Source organism: Agathobaculum sp. LCP25S3_E8 (genome assembly GCF_052117165.1).
In the GTDB taxonomy this organism is placed as follows: Bacteria; Bacillota; Clostridia; order Oscillospirales; family Butyricicoccaceae; genus Agathobaculum.
In genome coordinates this window covers 15,509-31,962 of sequence record NZ_JBQKJR010000016.1, presented here as the reverse complement: position 1 = coordinate 31,962, position 16,454 = coordinate 15,509, and the positions used below count along the sequence as shown (strand labels likewise).

General features: G+C 49.1%; 17 protein-coding genes. 8 read left to right on the top strand and 9 right to left on the bottom strand.

The genetic code is table 11. The annotated features are described in order from the left end of the window. Positions 1-54 precede the first annotated feature (54 nt). Entirely contained in the window at positions 55-279 is a 225-nt protein-coding gene (locus tag ACTQ34_RS07760; protein WP_441363281.1) for a hypothetical protein, read from the bottom strand. An 81-nt stretch (positions 280-360) separates the two neighbouring features. Here ACTQ34_RS07760 and rlmD point away from each other — a divergent pair, with 81 nt between their 5' ends. Next, a complete protein-coding gene (rlmD, locus tag ACTQ34_RS07755; protein WP_441363280.1) occupies positions 361-1,995 on the top strand; it encodes a 23S rRNA (uracil(1939)-C(5))-methyltransferase RlmD in 1,635 nt (544 codons plus the stop codon). A gap of 601 nt (positions 1,996-2,596) precedes the next feature. Here rlmD and ACTQ34_RS07750 read toward each other — a convergent pair. From ACTQ34_RS07750 to ACTQ34_RS07720, 7 genes are all read right to left on the bottom strand, one after another. Beyond that, positions 2,597-3,028 carry a hypothetical protein gene (locus ACTQ34_RS07750; protein WP_235371084.1) on the bottom strand — a complete coding sequence of 144 codons (432 nt, stop codon included), beginning with the start codon at positions 3,026-3,028 and terminating at the stop codon, positions 2,597-2,599. Between the two features lie 13 nt (positions 3,029-3,041). Beyond that, positions 3,042-4,244 carry a recombinase family protein gene (locus ACTQ34_RS07745; protein ID WP_441363279.1) on the bottom strand — a complete coding sequence of 401 codons (1,203 nt, stop codon included), beginning with the start codon at positions 4,242-4,244 and terminating at the stop codon, positions 3,042-3,044. Positions 4,245-4,444: 200 nt separating this feature from the next. Next, positions 4,445-4,915: a DUF4411 family protein gene (locus ACTQ34_RS07740; protein ID WP_235380564.1), complete on the bottom strand. Its 471-nt coding sequence runs from the start codon at positions 4,913-4,915 to the stop codon at positions 4,445-4,447. Next, positions 4,909-5,886 carry an ImmA/IrrE family metallo-endopeptidase gene (locus ACTQ34_RS07735; RefSeq protein WP_441363278.1) on the bottom strand — a complete coding sequence of 326 codons (978 nt, stop codon included), beginning with the start codon at positions 5,884-5,886 and terminating at the stop codon, positions 4,909-4,911. The genes ACTQ34_RS07740 and ACTQ34_RS07735 overlap by 7 nt, the downstream gene beginning before the upstream one ends. A gap of 227 nt (positions 5,887-6,113) precedes the next feature. Further along, on the bottom strand, positions 6,114-8,753 hold the full coding sequence (locus ACTQ34_RS07730; protein WP_441363277.1) for a DEAD/DEAH box helicase: 2,640 nt from the start codon (positions 8,751-8,753) through the stop codon (positions 6,114-6,116). 15 nt (positions 8,754-8,768) lie between these two features. Next, positions 8,769-10,373 carry a site-specific DNA-methyltransferase gene (locus ACTQ34_RS07725; protein ID WP_441363276.1) on the bottom strand — a complete coding sequence of 535 codons (1,605 nt, stop codon included), beginning with the start codon at positions 10,371-10,373 and terminating at the stop codon, positions 8,769-8,771. Between the two features lie 285 nt (positions 10,374-10,658). Further along, complete coding sequence (locus ACTQ34_RS07720; protein WP_009323462.1) at positions 10,659-10,862, bottom strand: transposase; 204 nt, start codon at positions 10,860-10,862, stop codon at positions 10,659-10,661. A gap of 369 nt (positions 10,863-11,231) precedes the next feature. Here ACTQ34_RS07720 and ACTQ34_RS07715 point away from each other — a divergent pair, with 369 nt between their 5' ends. The 4 genes from ACTQ34_RS07715 to ACTQ34_RS07700 all read left to right on the top strand — a co-directional run bounded on the left by ACTQ34_RS07715 (position 11,232) and on the right by ACTQ34_RS07700 (position 13,379). Next, positions 11,232-11,561 (top strand): plasmid mobilization protein, encoded by a 330-nt coding sequence (locus ACTQ34_RS07715; RefSeq protein WP_009323461.1) that lies wholly within the window; start codon positions 11,232-11,234, stop codon positions 11,559-11,561. A 20-nt stretch (positions 11,562-11,581) separates the two neighbouring features. Continuing rightward, a complete protein-coding gene (locus tag ACTQ34_RS07710) occupies positions 11,582-11,800 on the top strand; it encodes a hypothetical protein (RefSeq protein WP_243249454.1) in 219 nt (72 codons plus the stop codon). A gap of 86 nt (positions 11,801-11,886) precedes the next feature. Continuing rightward, positions 11,887-12,537, top strand: a complete 651-nt coding sequence (locus ACTQ34_RS07705; RefSeq protein ID WP_441363275.1) for a replication initiator protein A — start codon at positions 11,887-11,889, stop codon at positions 12,535-12,537. After that, the gene (locus ACTQ34_RS07700; RefSeq protein WP_441363274.1) at positions 12,534-13,379 is read left to right on the top strand and encodes an ATP-binding protein; all 846 of its coding nucleotides are present in this window, start codon (positions 12,534-12,536) and stop codon (positions 13,377-13,379) included. Before ACTQ34_RS07705 ends, ACTQ34_RS07700 begins: the two co-directional genes overlap by 4 nt. Positions 13,380-13,417: 38 nt before the next feature. Here the strand turns inward: ACTQ34_RS07700 and ACTQ34_RS07695 are convergent, their stop codons facing one another. Continuing rightward, positions 13,418-13,633 (bottom strand): helix-turn-helix domain-containing protein, encoded by a 216-nt coding sequence (locus ACTQ34_RS07695; protein WP_021899267.1) that lies wholly within the window; start codon positions 13,631-13,633, stop codon positions 13,418-13,420. A 196-nt stretch (positions 13,634-13,829) separates the two neighbouring features. Between ACTQ34_RS07695 and ACTQ34_RS07690 the strand changes: the two genes are divergently transcribed. From ACTQ34_RS07690 to ACTQ34_RS07680, 3 genes are all read left to right on the top strand, one after another. Further along, entirely contained in the window at positions 13,830-14,012 is a 183-nt protein-coding gene (locus ACTQ34_RS07690; RefSeq protein ID WP_118685717.1) for a hypothetical protein, read from the top strand. A gap of 54 nt (positions 14,013-14,066) precedes the next feature. Beyond that, entirely contained in the window at positions 14,067-16,052 is a 1,986-nt protein-coding gene (locus tag ACTQ34_RS07685) for a recombinase family protein (protein WP_441363273.1), read from the top strand. Positions 16,053-16,229: 177 nt separating this feature from the next. Continuing rightward, positions 16,230-16,448, top strand: a complete 219-nt coding sequence (locus tag ACTQ34_RS07680) for a helix-turn-helix domain-containing protein (RefSeq protein ID WP_441363272.1) — start codon at positions 16,230-16,232, stop codon at positions 16,446-16,448. Positions 16,449-16,454: the final 6 nt, after the last annotated feature.

The window sequence follows — 16,454 nt, the reverse complement described above, 5'->3', positions numbered from 1 at the left end:
GTGAAAACAGAACAAAAAGTAGAAAAGCGTCCAACTGGACGCTTTTCTGCTTTCTCAGTATCGCTCGCAGTAGCCTTCGCCGCCATTGGCCAGCGACTTGAGCGCTTGCTCAGCGCGCGTATCCGGATCGTCGGATACGCAAACGGCATCGGTCAGCGTTTCGCGTGAGGTGTGAGGCAGTTCAAAGAATCGCTCCATCGCGCGTGTATCGTGCCCCATGGCGCTGAGAAAGGAAAAGGGGATGTCGGCTGATACATATTTTCGTTTATCGTGTTTCATGGGTGTTCGCTCCTTTCCGATTGCAGTATGTGCCGAGGGCATGATATAATACGGGTAACATGGGAAAAGGAGCGCCACAAAATGGAGCTTGTTAAAAATAAAATTTATCGCTGCCAGATTGTTGATTATACAGCGGATGGAACCGGAATCGGTAAAATTGACGGCCGCGCGGTGTTCGTGCCGCGTACGGCAGTAGGAGATCAGTGCGATGTGCGCATTGTGAAACTTACAAAAAACGTGGCGTATGCGCGGCTGGAAAAACTGATTGTGCCGTCGGGCGCGCGCATTCGTCCGGCGTGCCCGGTTGCGGACAAGTGCGGTGGCTGCTGTTATCAGCATATCACATATGAGGAGGAACTGCGCGCCAAGGAGAAAAAGGTGCGCGACGCGCTTACCCGTATTGGTGGGCAGGACGGTGCGGTTCTCCAAGGCATCACGGGTGCGCCCACCACCGAGCATTATCGCAACAAGGCGCAATATCCAGTAGGGCGGGATGCGGACGGAAACATTGTGACCGGCTTTTACCGGCCGCGCAGTCATGACATCGTACCGGTGGAGCGATGCCTGATCCAGTCTGAAACGGCTGACCACATTGCGGCAATTGTGCGGAAATGGATGCAAGAGTTTGATGTGCCGCCATATGACTATGTTGCCAAACGCGGCACGGTGCGACACATTTATGTCCGTGTGGGCGAAAAAAGTGGCGAGAGTCAGCTGACACTGATTGCGGCAACGCGCAAAATGCCTGCATTGGATGAGTTGGTACATCGCCTGCGGGAGGCTGAGCCGTCGTTGACTGGTATTTTGCTTAACCATAATCAGCGCGGTGATAATGTTATTTTGGGCGACCGCACGGATGTGCTGTGGGGTGAACCGATGCTCGAGGACCGGCTGTGCGGACACTCGTTCCTGCTTTCACCCGAGGCATTTTATCAGGTGAATCACGCGCAGGCCGAACGGTTATATGCTTGTGCAGTAGATTTTGCAGGACTGACGGGGGAACAAACTGTCATTGACCTGTACTGCGGTGCGGGAACAATCACGCTGACACTCGCAGAGCGTGCAAAGACGGTTATCGGCGTAGAAATTGTGCCGGAGGCAGTGGAAAATGCGCGGCAGAACGCGGTACGCAATGAAATGGACAATGTAGAATTTCTGTGTGGGGATGCTGGACAGGCTGCACGGCAGCTTGCCGCGCGTGGTGTGCGGACGGATGTACTGGTGGTCGATCCGCCGCGCAAAGGACTGGACGAGCAGACACGCGACGCAATTTTGAAAATGATGCCGCCGCGTGTTGTCTATGTGTCGTGTGATCCGGCAACACTTGGTCGCGATGTGCGTGAACTGACCGGTGCCGGCTATCGGATGGCCTGCGCGCAGGCGTTTGATTTGTTCCCAAGGACTGGGCATGTTGAGACGGTGGTCCTCTTGTCACGGGAAACAAATCCACTGACGGTTGAAGTCAGAATGGAAGTGGAAACCGGCGAGGTCAAGGAGCATCCGACCTATAAGCGTATTCAGGAATATGTGCAGGAGAAGTACGGCTTCAAAGTCCATACTGCATATATTGCAGAGGTCAAGCGCATGGTCGGATTGGATATGCACAAAGCGCCGAACGCTGTGGAGCAGAGGAAGCATGAGTATCATCCATGCCCGCCTGAAAAGGTCGAGGCAATTAAGGATGCTCTGCGGCATTTCGGCTTAATTGCTGAGTAACGTCACTGTGAGGCAGTAAAAATGCCTTATTAAAACTGGAGATAGTGAGAACAGTGAAATCCTTTCTCCCTGCATGAAAAAAGCACATCAGAAAGCAAAGCACGGCAGAGCGTATACGGTACGCCTTTGGATGTGGAATTTTACGGCATAGAGCATTTTTACACCATTTGGCAAAATGCGAAAGTGCTTCTTGCAAACAGAGCATTGTTTTACCCGCTGAAATCGCTGTAATGAGGAGAAGCCCAGCATCACGTCAAACGGCGCGTGCTGGGCTTCTTTTTGTTGCGTCTCGGGGCTTTTTTTGGAGGATAATCCCTCCTGTGTGCCATTTGTTTTTCTATGCCGTGTTGACATACTGCGCTCTACCTATCACGGTAACTGTACGTTCTCGGAACAAAAATGAACACGTTTTCTCTGTATAGGGAGAAAGCCGGAGAGGAATAAGAGGGTAAGTGCAGGCTGTGGGAACGGTGTGTAAACCACTTTCGGTTTTCCACGGTTTCCATAGCCGCAGCGAGGGAGAAAAGGGAGAGGTGGCTTTCTCGCTCAGGTGGCTTGCCGCCGCTCTTTGGCTCTCCCTTTTCTCCCTGAGTATCAGGGGTTATTCTGCGTCATTGCTCGGCGTAACAGGGCGAAAATCTTCCTGAACACCTTCGTTCAGATCAAAACACATGGTTTTTGCGTCAGCAACCCAGAAGCCACGCACCCTATACCGCTTTCCGGGAATATAGTCCTCACCCGTAACAGCCCGCAGTGGGTCAAGCAGGTTCTTGTTGGAAATTGTTACGACACCCTTCTGTTCTCCCTTCGGCTTGGAGAACTTAAATCCCTTCGGCTCGTTGCTCTTGCACATACGGATCGCAAACACCTTCGCCTTTGCATCCATTAGGCACAGGACATAGGCGGGATAACCCAAGTCCTCAAGCACCTTCTTGGTGAAGGTCACGCCATTCTGGTTCAGGAACATATCAGGGTAGGCGTTGATGTTGGAATCAATGGTTTCAAAGTTCAAAGCGGAAAAATCAAAGTTCATAGTAAAAATCCTTTCATTTCATTGTGTTTTGCGCCTCATCCACGATTTTCATAAACTCCTGACGTTCCATAAAAGACCATCGGGAGTCCATGATCAGATAGCCCTTGAAAAGACCATCTTTCACGCGGTATGCGACAAAGTGATTGCTTAGACGGCGCAATGTAGCCCGTTTTGCCGTGCTGTGCCGCTCCAACAGCAGTTTTTGTACCTTTATCCAATCCTCTTTTTTAACAATAGCTGTATGGTGATTTTCCTTGAAATACATATTCAGATCAGTGTTTTTCACTGATTTATGTGAGCGGAAATCTTTGGTATAAGTTTTCTGCATCAAGGCATCACCGCAGTATTTCTCATTTCGGAGGATGCTGCGGACAGTACCGGCAGACCAGAGATCATTTCCCATGGGAGATTTGATTCCCTGCTCTGTCAGGGCAGCGGCTATTTCCGCTGGTGTTGCTCCCTCCAAGCAGCTTTCGTAGATATACTCGACAATTCGTGCCTCGGTAGGTTCGATAACCAACCGCCCAAAGTGGTCGCGGTAGAAGCCCAACGTGTTCTGCACAGAGAACTTGTAAATGCCCTCCGCCATACGCCAGCGAATACCTGCTTTAATGGCCTCACTCTTTTGTTGGGATTCCATTTCAGCCAGAGCAGCCAATAGTGAGATCAGGAGGTTATTCCGTCCATCACCGGTATAGGTAATTCCCTCTGTCTCAAACTCAACGGAAACAGGGGGATTCAGTGCGGAAAGCGTTCGCAGATTATCCAGAATATCCACGATATTTCTACCAAAACGGCTGATGCTTTTCGTGAGAATCAAGTCAATTTTTCCGTCCACCGCGTCTGTAATCATTTTCTGAAAGCCCAGACGCTTTTCTACGGTAGTTGCACTTATCCCTTCATCTTGATAGATTTCAACCAGTTGCCATTGCGGATTGGCTTCAATTCTCTTGGTAAAATGATGAATCTGCATATCGAAACTGCCGATCTGTTGTTCCTCCTGCGTGCTGACGCGGCAATATGCCGCAACGCGGAGTTTGGGTGGTTCCGCTGCAATTTCTCGCCGTTTTTGCGGCGGGATGACAATGACACCATTTCCGCGCTGATTATAGGAAATCTCGTCCTGCATCTGGCGACGTTTTTGTTCTCTGCGCTCAGCTCGGCTGCTGGTCTGCCGCTCGGCCTCTATCGCTTTGGGATCAAGCGGTTTGGCCATATCCTGCCTCCTGCACCGAGAACGCAACTATTCTTTTGCGCTGCATGGGCATACCACCTCCTTTTTCAGTAAATTTTGACTTTTCACGGAATCACCACCTTATCTTCCAATATTTCTATGACATACCGAAAAATCGGGCTGCCAACATAAATAGAGGGCGGCAGAATGCCCTGCCGCCCTGGAATCAATATTCAGTTGCTTCAAAATTGCCATCCCTCACGCTCGCATAAGCCCAAAATGTCAATGCACGGAACATTCAAGCTTTTGCAGACATACGGTATTTTCTTTTCACCTTTTTTACTCTCTTCGGTGATTACTGTTAGTCCATACTTCATGGCTGTGGCAATTAAGAAGGCATCTCCCGATGATTTGACTTGCTTGAAATCGATAAGTTGTGGATTAGATGTAACGACCTTTTTGACGTTATCCTGAATATCATCATCAATGGGCAGCACCACGCCATGTAATCCTATGTACCATTTTTTTAAATCGTCATCATTCACTTCTTCAATTATTTCCGAGCAGGTTACTATGCGCTTTTGCTCAATTAGCTCGTCCATGTGATGCCAAAGTGTCTTATTGATGCTTCTCCGATGTGGTTCATCATCTTTTTGTGAAAGGATCGAAGATGTGTCTATGATATATTTGGGTTCAGAATCATGATTCACCATTTCGATACCTCCCACATAAATTTTTCTATATGGTTCTGTTTTACGCCGAGATAGCGAGATATATCCTGCTTGTCAAAGTAACCCTCTCGATAACCATGAAAGAATGCCCGGCATAATGCAGGGCTATTCTGGTCAATAGCCTCACGCGGAATATTCCTAGGAATACCTTTACCAGTTAGCTTTCTATATTCCTGTGCAGCCTTTCGCTCGTTTTCAAACTGTGATCTTATTGCGGCTATCAGCATCGCATACTTAGGTTGTCCAATTTTCCCAGAATCCAGTAAACGGCGACAAATAACTTCCTTACTTACTGAAAACTTATCCGCTAGTGATGAAACAACGTCCAAATCTATTTCTGATTGCGTATAGCTGCCAAGCTGTTTGTTCAGATTTACCCGGGGTACAAGAACTTCTCCAGCAACCGCGTTGCAAAAGACTTCCTCCGCCTGTGCGGAAAATGAGTCAATCATGTCATTACAGATAACCGAACTTCGCTTAATCAGGTGGACAAGTTCATGAATAATCGAAAATGTTTTAGCCGGGTATCGATCATCATTATTAAGCCCGATAATTGGCATTGTGGTGTCGTATATGGCAAATCCACGGGCAACCTCAGTATCTACGCCGGTAAAGCAATGCACAAATACACCGGCATTCTCGACAACATTGCGAATGTATAAATAGAACTGCCTTGTGCTCTGGCATTTATATTGCACATTTGAATCAATACCAAGACTATTTCTGATTTCTCGTGCCCATTGGATAACATTATCATCTGGACAATTTATAGACATACCAAATTTCACGGTGCGCTCTTTCAAAGCTTGCCTGGATTCCAGAAGCAAATCGCGAGCAGAAAGAATATCGGAAATAGCAAGATTCAATGCGCTGTTATCAACAACTGCGTCGGGCAAAGTACGGAGATTTCGCATTTGAGGCAAGTGCTTTACATTAATGTCACTTGCATTCATATACAGTCCTGCAAACGGAATACGGTAACATTTTGCGATGGCTTTTGCCTGATTTATTGTGGGAAACTTCCCTGATTCATCATTTTCCCACAGAACAATTTTTTCTTCCTTGAACTTTGTAATCCGTGTTACATAGTCAAAAGATATGGCTTTCTTCTCTCGTATAAAGCGCAAAGTGTCTTTATTTATGCGAGCATATATATATACATAGGTGGAACCACCTCCTCTTACAGTGCCTTTATCGTCTCCACAAACTGGCTCATGCTGACAGCTCCCGGCAGGAGATTTTCTCCATCCCTGAACACCATGTAATAACGGTACTGGCTCCCGGCGGCAGTCCGCCACGCGCGTCCCAATTCAATCTTTTCCCGGCTGTCATCGTTTTTCAGATGCTCGCCCTTGGTTTCTGCAAAGATTACCTTGCCGCTCTGGGTCATAATCATAATGTCCGGGTAGTGCTTGATATAGCCGTTGATGGCAAAGCCATGCCGGGAGAGATTGCGGTGCCACCAGCGAACATTCGGAAGGGCGGTCAACTCCATAATCAAATCCTGTTCCAGCTTGTTGATGTCGCCATCCTCGGCTTCATACAAAGAACCGCCGTATATGTCTGTGCTGGTCGTGGGATGAATAACTGACGGCAGCCGATAGGACGGCTGGCATACAATGCGTTCGGTTTCCAGCCATTTTGCAAAGGTTTCCCGATAATGCGCGTCCAGCAGGGATTCAATCTTTTCCTTGATTTTCTTGGCATATCCCAGCGGAGCCTTCTCCATAGCGGCGATCTGTGCCTTGTCCATATCATCCACGATGCGGTTTATGTAGGGTTTCAGTTCGGCAGCGTCCACCATGTTCAGCTTATTGAGTTGATTGAATATCATATCCTTGCATTGGCGCACACGACTCTCCGGCGGCAGACTGTTGAAGTATTCCTTGAAATACCGCTGCTCTGCGCTGGTCATTTTGAACACCTTGGGCAATCCGCCCTCATTTGCCCGCACATCGACCTCGGCAATCTCATCATCAGCTGCGGCAAAATCAATGTCGTATGCCTTACCTTTCAGCGTGAAGCCTTCGGCGAGCTGTTCTTTTTCCAGCAGTTCCAGCGTACCTTCCGTAAACAGGGTATCGGGGATCACCTGGAAAAATTGAGGGATCACAAGAGTTTCAAGGTCACTTTGGAATTGAGGACGAACACGGAAAGTAGCCACTTGTTCCCGCACCTCCCAAGGAAGATTCTGAATCTGCGGATCATCCTGCCCCTGTTTTACGGCGTTGTTGTACGCTTCACCGGCTTTGGCGGCATCATCCAGCATACTGTCGGCTTTGGGGGTAATTTCTGAGGATTTTTCCTGTTCCCGGCGGCGTTCCAGTTCTGCCCCGATGGATTTCCCATCCAGCCCTGCAAAATCGTCCTGTTCCGTTTCCAAAGGGGCTTCCGTATCGGAAACTCCTTGCAGTTCGGTAATGTCGATCTGTACTGGGGGCTGCTCCGAGACCTGGGGCTTCACAGGTTCGGCCAGACGATAATCCTTGTCGCTGAATCCTGCACTGTTCAATCCCTTGATGATGTGCTGCACGGTAGTGTTAAAATCGTTGGAGGAAGTCAGCACATAGGACATATTCAAAGCCGATTGTGTGTGCTGGCGTGTATGGGGCAGACGGAGGATGCGCCCCAAAATCTGCTCCACATCCACCTGGCTGGTCTTGTTGGCAAGGGAGGCAAGAATATAGGCAAAGGGGCAATCCCAGCCCTCTTTCAGTGCATTGACCGTGATAATATAGCGAACAGGGCAATCGGAAGACATCAAATCCACATTTTTCAGTTCGTTCACATCAGCCGTGCGAATGGCAATCTGCTCTGCCGGGATGCCAGCGTCCACCAGCTTGTCCCGCAGCTTTTCAAAAGTGGTAGCGTCCTCCTTGCCTTTCGGCTGCGCCTGGAACAGAGCGATGGGGCGAATATACTTGCCTGTTTTTGTATATTCCGCACAGGCGAGTTCTTCCAGCTTATTTCGCAGATCGATCGCGTCAATCAGCACATCGGTTTGGCTGTCCCGGTTGTAAACAATCACGGGCAGCTTGACCATGTTTTCCGTCTTTAACTGAACCGCGTCCACATAGGAGATAATGTTGCTCTCCTTTTTCGGGGTAGCGGTCAAATCCAGAACAAAGCAGGGATTGAAGTTCTCCAGCATTTCAAGGCTGAGATCAGACCGGGCGTGGTGGCTCTCGTCCACAATCACCAGCGGGTTAAGCTGATTGATAATCTGGAACAGGGCGGTTTCGTCCGCCTTTTCAATGGGGCTGTCGGGCTTGCCAAGCACCTTGGCGAACTCCGCAAGATTGCTGTTCTCCTGATAGGCTTTCAAGCCCTCCTTGCCGCGCCCACGGAAAGAATCGTAGGACAGCACCATAACAGAAAGCTGTTCCGTAACAGCAGTCGGATTGAAATTCTGCCCGTTCAAAAGCTCCTGCTTGGTATAGACCTCCACGCGCCCGCCAAAATCCACGTCGATTTTCTGGCGGTATGGATGTTGGGGATCTTTGAGTGCTTTTACCGTCTGCACCAAAATTGCGTCTGAGGGAACGAGCCATACCACCGCCTTTGTCTTGGTAACAGGCAGCGCGTCAAAAATGGGGCGAATGGCATTACAGGCGATAAAGGTCTTCCCACCGCCTGTGGGCACCTTGAAGCAGAGGTTAGGGACACCGGGCAGAATATCCTGATAGTACCCCAGAGACGGTGCACTTTTTTCCTGCCAGAAGCAGCGGAAAGCTGCCGCGTAGTCCCGTGTTTCATTCAGCAGTTCCAGATAGCGGGTCAAGTCCGCTATGACCTTTTTCTGATAGCTTTTTAATTCCATATAGCGAACACCCCCTTACAGTCTGCTGATGTCGCGGGGAATCTTCTTGAAGGTGATCCCCATCTGCGCCAGCTTGTCCTCACCGATGGAGCAGCGGTCGGCATAAATGACCGTTCCATCGGCTTTTTCTTTGATGGTGGCAAGAAACGCATAGTCCAAAACCGTCACGCGCTGCGGCTCATAGTAGAAGTAGTAACCCGTGCTGTTGTGGTTACCGAGGTAATAGGGGCTGTCCCCAGCAGGAGGGGCATAGGGCGTTTTGGTTTCCATGAACCAGATGTATTCGCGGATTTTTTCGGGGGCAACCGCTTCGTTCAGGCAATCGCCTACCAAAAGCGGTTCGCCCAGATCGTAAAAGCTGAAATTGCCGCCCGTACCCTCCACGGCGCTCTTGCCCTCGCCGTAGCCTTGGATGACCCGCTTCACGCGCTCGGCAGTAATGCTGTCGGCGTAGTCCATCATCTCAACGAGAATGAATTTCCGGTGTCCGCCGTCGGCTTTGTTCATATTCAGAACGGCGTGGGCGGTGGTGCCGGAACCGGCGAAGGAGTCGAGAACGATACTGTCCTTTTCAGATGCAATTTCAAGTATTCTTTCAACTAATCCAACGGGTTTGGGCGTATCGAAAGATTTTCCATCCCGGAAAATTGCTTTAATTTGATTCATTGAAGTACGGTTGCTACCAACATCTTTGTTGTACCAGATTGTTTCTGGAGGACGCTCTGTTTGTTCTTCTGCATAAATTTTGTAATACGGTGTCCAGCCGTTGCGCCCGTTCACCCACTCAATGCGCGTGGGGTTCTCTGCCACCTTCAATTTACTCCAACGCCAGTTACCATCCGAGCCATCTGACCTAACAGGGAAAACCTCTGAGCCATCGGGCGCAATCATAGCATAATAAAGGTTCGGACGAGCTTCACGCGCATCATTTTGTCCCATTGCACGAAGGGGCTTTAAGTAATATCTTCTGCCATCTGTTTCAACCTTGTTGTAATGTTCAGGGACTTCATCCGTGTGAATTCTGTTTAGGTTCAGAACATCGATATTTTTCGTATATGTAATTGTGTGGTCATGTCGGACAGAAAAAATCTTTGCATCCATTCTTGGGCTATCGGATTTCTCCCAAATAACATCTGCAAGGAAATTACGTATACCAAAAATTTCATCGCAAATCAGCCGAAGATTGGCAAATTCCGTATCGTCAATACTGATAAAAATAACACCATCATCGGATAGCAACTTCTGCAGCAGCTTCAGCCGGGGATACATCATGCACAGCCATTTGTCATGACGGGTCAGGTCTTCGCCCTCTTTGCCGACAACCTCGCCCAGCCACTTCTTGATCTTCGGGTCGTTGACATTATCGTTGTAGACCCAGCCCTCGTTGCCCGTGTTGTAGGGCGGATCGATGTAGATGCACTTGACGCGCCCCTCGTACCGGGGCAACAGGGCTTTCAGGGCCTCCAGATTATCGCCCCGGATAATCATATTTTCGCTGCCGTTATCTTCTTCATGCTGGCCCTGCTCGTCATAGCTGTATTGGCGCTCCAACACCCGGAACGGCACTTCCTGATGGTGATTGATGACTTTACTTTTTCCGATCCATTCCAGTGTTGGCATGGCTGATTTCCTCCATAATCGTGTTATCCTCATTTCAAATGAGGGTTTTTCTACCCTGACCCTCAGCAGTAATGAGGGTCACTCCTGTCTATGTCTGTGCAGTGGTTATTGTGGTGAAAGACCTATCCTGTCTCGGAAGGACTAAATCTTTGTCAAACACTGTCATCGTTTGTCGAATCGACGATTTAGGTAGATTCGTGACAAGGGATCAGTGCGCCCATTCGCACCCGCGAGGTGGAATAGACCCCATTATTTCGAGTTAGAGTCGCTGATATAATCTGCGGCTTATTTTTCATTTTCGGCAGTTTTTTTGATATACTTGCCGTTCTTGATTCTCGCGTCCGCTGGCTTCTCTGCGTCCTCTGGAATCCCCCAGACCGAGCCAATGCGGATAGCACCGGGGACGCGCCCCTCGCCGCACAAAATCTGAATACGGCGGGTGGAGATGCCCCAGCGTTCGGCGGTTTGCGCGATAGATAAATACTTCATGGGTAGCACTCCTGTTGCAGTTAAGTTCCGCGTCTGCTTATAAAATCACAGTATAATTATAATCGTCAAAGCGAATAAAAGCAAGGGCTTTCTGAAAAGTTCAGGAAGTATTTTCAATTCAGACATGAAAGGGGTGTGGGGATTCCCCAACAACAAAATGAGCAGTTCGGGCGCAAGGCTGAACCGCTCATTTTTCCGGTGTGTACGGACACCGGATGTGCTTGCTACTCTCTCAAATCTCATATCCGCAGATACAACGCGCTCCCGCTTTCGCAAAAGCAGGGGCGCATATTTTTTGAAAATCTTCCGTTTCGATACCTGCGTTTCGACGAAGAAATGTCCGTTGTAAAGTGAAAGGAGTTCTTTGATATGCCAGACCGCACAAGACCCATCCGTAAGGAAATCTGCCTGAATGAGCAGGAATTGAGCGTGGTTCGCCACAAGATGAACCAACTCGGCACCCGCAACTTCGGCGCGTATGCCCGGAAAATGCTGATTGACGGGTACATCATCAAGGTCGATTACACCGAGCAGAAAAAGTTAGCTGCCGCTGTCAGCAGGATTGCCACAAACATCAACCACGTCTGCCGCCGCATCAACAGCACCGGGCATTTCTACGATGCCGACGTTGCCGAGCTGAAAGAACGGATGGCTGACGTATGGGAACTGCTGAAAGTGCAGCAGAGAAACGAATTGTAATTCGGGAAAGGAGTACAGATATGCCGCGCATGAGCAAATCAAAAAAGCTGGAATGGTCGTTTTTCCTGAATGACCGGGGACGCAAGGCGTACAACACGCTCTGCCGCCGCTGCGTCCATGATTGCAAGCAGAGTTTCCGGGTGGTTGTCGTTATTTGCCCGCATTATCGGTCCAAGAGGGCAAAAAAGGGTGGTACATCTGCGTACTCCCCTCGCGGTCCCGATGGAACACCGCCATGAATACCGCAGACACCGAAAGGAAGTGATGCGCCATCTATATCAAGATTGATACCTCGCTCCCACCGTTCATTCCTCTGCCGCAATTTATGGTAGTCAGCGAACATTCCATCAACGCCAAACTGCTGTATGCCCTCCTGCTGAACCGCACGATGCTTTCGCAAAAATCGGGGTGGGTATCAGAGGACGGAAATGTGTATGTCATCTACACAATCAAGCAGATGGCGAATGACCTGAATCGGAGCGAAAGAACGGTAAAAACTGCCTTGTGCGAACTGGAAAATGCCGGGCTACTGACTCGCGTCCGACAGGGCTTGACCAAGGCAAACAGGCTGTTTCTGCAAATACCCGATGGGGTACAGCTTTCTTCCCCTCTGATGGGCAAAGGCTGCCTTTCAGAAGTGCAGAAAACCGCCCCTCTTGATGGGCAGAAATTGCCCACAAGTAATACTGATACAGAATATAAAGAACATAGTAAGACCAAAAGAGTAGAGAGTACGCGCCGCCGATATGGAGAGTTTCAAAATGTTTTTCTGTCAGGCGAGGAATGTACCCGGCTGGAAACGGCTTATCCCGGTAAAGCCGCCGAATACATTGAGCGGCTGTCCCGGTACATGGCTTCCAATGACAGGCACTATGCCAACCATTATGCCACCATCAAGAAATGGCTGACCGAGGACAGCAAGGGCGGGAGCGCGAAAAACTACACCTACGGCGATAACGAGGGAGAATGTCTATGAATCCGATTTTTACGAAAATGGTTGATGCCGTTGAAGCGGCTAATGCCGCACCTGACGATTACATCAATTCCGCTGATGGGCTGAAATACTGCGGCAAGTGCCACACGCCGAAAGAAGCCTTTTATCCCGCAGACCTTCAGGCACAGGGCTTTACCAAGCACCCGGTTATGTGCAAGTGCGCTGACGAGCGCCGCGAACGGGAAGAAGCAAAGCGCCGGGAATATGAGCGAATGTCCTATATGACAATGCTCCGCAGCGAGGCGTTCCGCGATATGCCCGCCTTTGGCTGGCGGTTTGAGTCAGCCGCAGCTATGACATCCCAGCTTGCAAAGGCGAGGGGCTACGCGCAGAACTGGGACGAGTTCAAAAAGGCGGGGATCGGGCTACTCCTGTTCGGGAATGTCGGCACTGGAAAATCCTATGCCGCTGGCTGTGTTGCCAACGCTCTGATTGACCGTCTGGAGTCCGTCCTCTTTGTGGGAATGTCCGATGTGGTCAACCGAATGCAGGGTAATTTCGGCACAGACCGTGACCACTACATGAAATCGCTTATGCGCCCCGACCTCCTCATTCTGGATGATTTGGGTGCAGAGCGTAACACCAGCTTCGGTAAGGAGCGGGTATTCGATGTGGTTGACAAGCGGCTGCTGACCGGCAAGCCCATGATCGTCACGACAAATATCCCGCTTTCCGTTATGAAGCAAGCTGCCGATCTGGATGACCGCCGCATCTTTGACCGTATCTTAGAAGTATGTGTCCCAATTCGCTTCGACGGAGAGAACTTCCGTAAGGGCAGCGCCAGCGCAAATGTCAAAAAAGCCGCAGAAATGCTGAATGGGTAAGCTGTTGCAGCAGCTTACCCACCCATGAGACAGGAATATTATTCAACCGGCTTTCCTGTTTCTTCTGAAATAAAACGACCCTCAAACCGACAGCCGATAGCCGCCGCTATTTCCTGCAACTCGCTTTCCCTGAAATTGTCACGGCGCATTTTGCCGCTGATATTCTGGGTTGTGCAGCCAAGCTGCCTTGAAAGCTGACTGACAGTTACGCCTTGCTTCTTCATAGCAGCCCGGATAACCTGAGCCATACTCATTGACTTCACCTCCGGGAATTATCAAAGTAATTATACATGAGAGCAAGCAGAAATGTCAATTCAGGAGTTACCGGAGAATCGCTCCGGAGCTATTGACCCAAGACTGGAAATAGCATATAATAGTAACTGTTGAGTTACCATCGAAAGAGCGGCACTTCATTCGGCTGACGAACATAACGTCAAATGGAGTGATTACATGGTAGAAAACGAAAACTACAAGAGCTACACTGCAAACAATGGAACCGAGCTTCGCTTTCCCAAGGAGAGCGTGGTTCAGATGACAGCAGAGCAGAGGGACTGCTACCAGAACTTTATCAATGTTCTGGCACAAATCCTGATTAAATATGCTGCCGCAGAAAAGGAAAATCAGAAAATCTGAGCAGAGTATTCCGGGCGGTCGATGACCGCCCGGTCCTGCAATAGGAGGAAATCTATGTATAATACGAAAGAGGGCAAATCGTGTGTAATCTATATCCGTGTCAGCAGTGAGCGTCAGGTAAAGGGGTATAGTCTGGACGGGCAGAAACACTATCTGGCTGAATGCGCCGAGCGTCGGGGTATGACCGTTCTTGATACCTACGTTGAAGAAGGCAAAAGTGGCAAGAGTATCGAGGGACGGACTGAGTTCCAGCGGATGCTGGATGACATTCAGAGTGGAAAAGTGCATACGGACTATGTGCTGGTTTTCAAATTATCGAGGTTTGGCAGAAACGCGCGGGATGTGCTGAACTCCCTTGAGTTCATTATGAAATACGGTGTTCACCTGATGTGCGTAGAAGATGGGCTTGATTCCTCGACCTCTATGGGAAAAATGATGATTACCATTCTTGGCGCGGTAGCTGAGTTGGAGCGCGAAAACATCATTGCACAGAGCCTTTTGGGGCGCGAGGAAAAAGCAAAATCCGGCGGCTGGAACGGTGGCTTTGCACCCTATGGGTATCGTCTGGTAAAGGGCGATGACAAGAGTAAAGGAAAATTGGAGACTGTTCCGGAAGAAAAGGCTGTCGTGCAGTTGGTCTTTGATATGTTCCTAAACCGCAATATGGGATACACAGCAATTTCGGGTTATCTCAATCGAAACGGTTATACTCGCCCACCGGCAAAGAATGCAATCCGCCCCAGCTATGGCGAGTGGAGTTCTGACCACATCAAGAGAATGCTTAGCAATCCGGTTTATACAGGGCGCGTGGCATGGGGCAAACGACGCACAGAGAAAGTTCCCGGCAAAGATAATGAGTATCGGCTTGTGAAACAGGACGAGTATATTTTGAGTGAGGTTATTTCCCATGAGGCGTTTGTTTCTAAAGAGGATTTTGACCGAGTGCAGGAGATCAAAGCCATCCGTGGGAAAAAGGGCAATCACAACATCGGTCAGTATAACGCACATCTGTTGTCTGGTATCGTAAAATGTCCGCAATGCGGCGCACCCATGTACATCGGCATGACCAAGTGGACAAATCAGGACGGTACAGAGCGCCGTACAGAATCTTATGTCTGCTCCTATGCGACAAAACACCGGGGGACTTCGGTATGCCGCAGAAATGGCGTGGTAGCCAGTCAGGTTGAGGACGAGGTGATGGAGTACACCCGGAAGATTGTCCGCAATCCGCAGTTTATCAAGGATTTGCAGGAAAAGGTGATGACCGCCGTGGACATGACTGAGGTCGAAAATGATATTACCGCTTACAAAAAGCAGCTATCCGCTTTACAGCGCAGCCGTGACAGCTTGGAACAGGATATTGATCGCATTGCCCCGGATGACAAGTATGCAGAGCGCCGCCGCGCAGACATGACCCGCCGCCTGAATGACCTCTATGACCAGATTTATAAGGCGGAGGATCTGCTGCAAGAAAGCATGATGAAAAAGGCAACTCTGGAAAGCAAGCAGATGTCTGTGCAATCTATGATAGGAATCCTCTCGTCTTTTGACGCAATCTATGATAGAATGAATGCAGCAGAACGGCGCGACCTTGTGAAATACCTGATTTCTGAGGTTGAGTTGTTCCCGCGTGAGGAACAAAAGACACAGAAACGCTTTGTAAAGGCGATTGCGTACAAGTTTCCCATTGAACAAAAGGTGCTCACGCAATTTGATGAATGCGGGGCATCTGTGGAGACGGTAGTACTCTTGTCCAAACTTAACACCAAGCAGCATATCGAAGTGGAGTTGAATCTGGACGAGCTGGATTTGACAGCGGCGGAGAGCAAGGCTACCTATGACGAAATCAAAGCATATGTGCTGGAGAAGTATGGTTTGAAGGTATCCAGCCTGTACATCTCCCAGGTCAAACGGAAATGTGGGCTGAATGTTGGGCCAAACTATAATCTATCGAAGAAGGAAGACGCGAAAGTACCGCAGTGCCCGCCGGAAAAGGAAGCGGCAATTATGGAGGCGCTGAAGCACTTCGGGATGGTTTAGCATATAGTAGGACACAAAACACCAGTGTCGGTTTTTGACCGACACTGGTGTTTTCATTAAGTTCAAGAACTCAAATTTTAAATTCAATTTTCCAGAGAAATCGGTTGTATTTTCTGTTTTTCTGTTCTAAAATGTAAATAGTTTTGTCGAGCTATTCAGTACAGGGAGTTATGTAATATGCGAATTAGTTATAAAAAGCTGTGGCTGCTACTATTAGAGCGAGACATCAGTAAAGCCACGTTACGCACAGATTTGAAATTGGCTACCGGAACTATGGCTAAGCTGAATAAGGGTGAAGAGGTTGCCTTGAGTGTTCTGATGCGTATTTGTCAGTATTTGCGTTGCGATATTGGAGATATATGTTCTGTTATTTTGGAGGAAAAGAGTACATATTAAATTTTT

Coding starts and splice junctions, on each gene's coding strand:
- ACTQ34_RS07760 (WP_441363281.1), bottom strand. CDS start 279: ATGAAACACGATAAACGAAAATATGTATCAGCCGACATCCCCTTTTCC.
- ACTQ34_RS07720 (WP_009323462.1), bottom strand. CDS start 10,862: ATGAAGTATTTATCTATCGCGCAAACCGCCGAACGCTGGGGCATCTCC.
- ACTQ34_RS07745 (WP_441363279.1), bottom strand. CDS start 4,244: ATGGCCAAACCGCTTGATCCCAAAGCGATAGAGGCCGAGCGGCAGACC.
- ACTQ34_RS07740 (WP_235380564.1), bottom strand. CDS start 4,915: ATGGTGAATCATGATTCTGAACCCAAATATATCATAGACACATCTTCG.
- ACTQ34_RS07680 (WP_441363272.1), top strand. CDS start 16,230: ATGCGAATTAGTTATAAAAAGCTGTGGCTGCTACTATTAGAGCGAGAC.
- ACTQ34_RS07685 (WP_441363273.1), top strand. CDS start 14,067: ATGTATAATACGAAAGAGGGCAAATCGTGTGTAATCTATATCCGTGTC.
- ACTQ34_RS07715 (WP_009323461.1), top strand. CDS start 11,232: ATGCCAGACCGCACAAGACCCATCCGTAAGGAAATCTGCCTGAATGAG.
- ACTQ34_RS07700 (WP_441363274.1), top strand. CDS start 12,534: ATGAATCCGATTTTTACGAAAATGGTTGATGCCGTTGAAGCGGCTAAT.
- rlmD (WP_441363280.1), top strand. CDS start 361: ATGGAGCTTGTTAAAAATAAAATTTATCGCTGCCAGATTGTTGATTAT.
- ACTQ34_RS07695 (WP_021899267.1), bottom strand. CDS start 13,633: ATGAGTATGGCTCAGGTTATCCGGGCTGCTATGAAGAAGCAAGGCGTA.
- ACTQ34_RS07710 (WP_243249454.1), top strand. CDS start 11,582: ATGCCGCGCATGAGCAAATCAAAAAAGCTGGAATGGTCGTTTTTCCTG.
- ACTQ34_RS07705 (WP_441363275.1), top strand. CDS start 11,887: ATGGTAGTCAGCGAACATTCCATCAACGCCAAACTGCTGTATGCCCTC.
- ACTQ34_RS07750 (WP_235371084.1), bottom strand. CDS start 3,028: ATGAACTTTGATTTTTCCGCTTTGAACTTTGAAACCATTGATTCCAAC.
- ACTQ34_RS07725 (WP_441363276.1), bottom strand. CDS start 10,373: ATGCCAACACTGGAATGGATCGGAAAAAGTAAAGTCATCAATCACCAT.
- ACTQ34_RS07730 (WP_441363277.1), bottom strand. CDS start 8,753: ATGGAATTAAAAAGCTATCAGAAAAAGGTCATAGCGGACTTGACCCGC.
- ACTQ34_RS07735 (WP_441363278.1), bottom strand. CDS start 5,886: ATGAATGCAAGTGACATTAATGTAAAGCACTTGCCTCAAATGCGAAAT.
- ACTQ34_RS07690 (WP_118685717.1), top strand. CDS start 13,830: ATGGTAGAAAACGAAAACTACAAGAGCTACACTGCAAACAATGGAACC.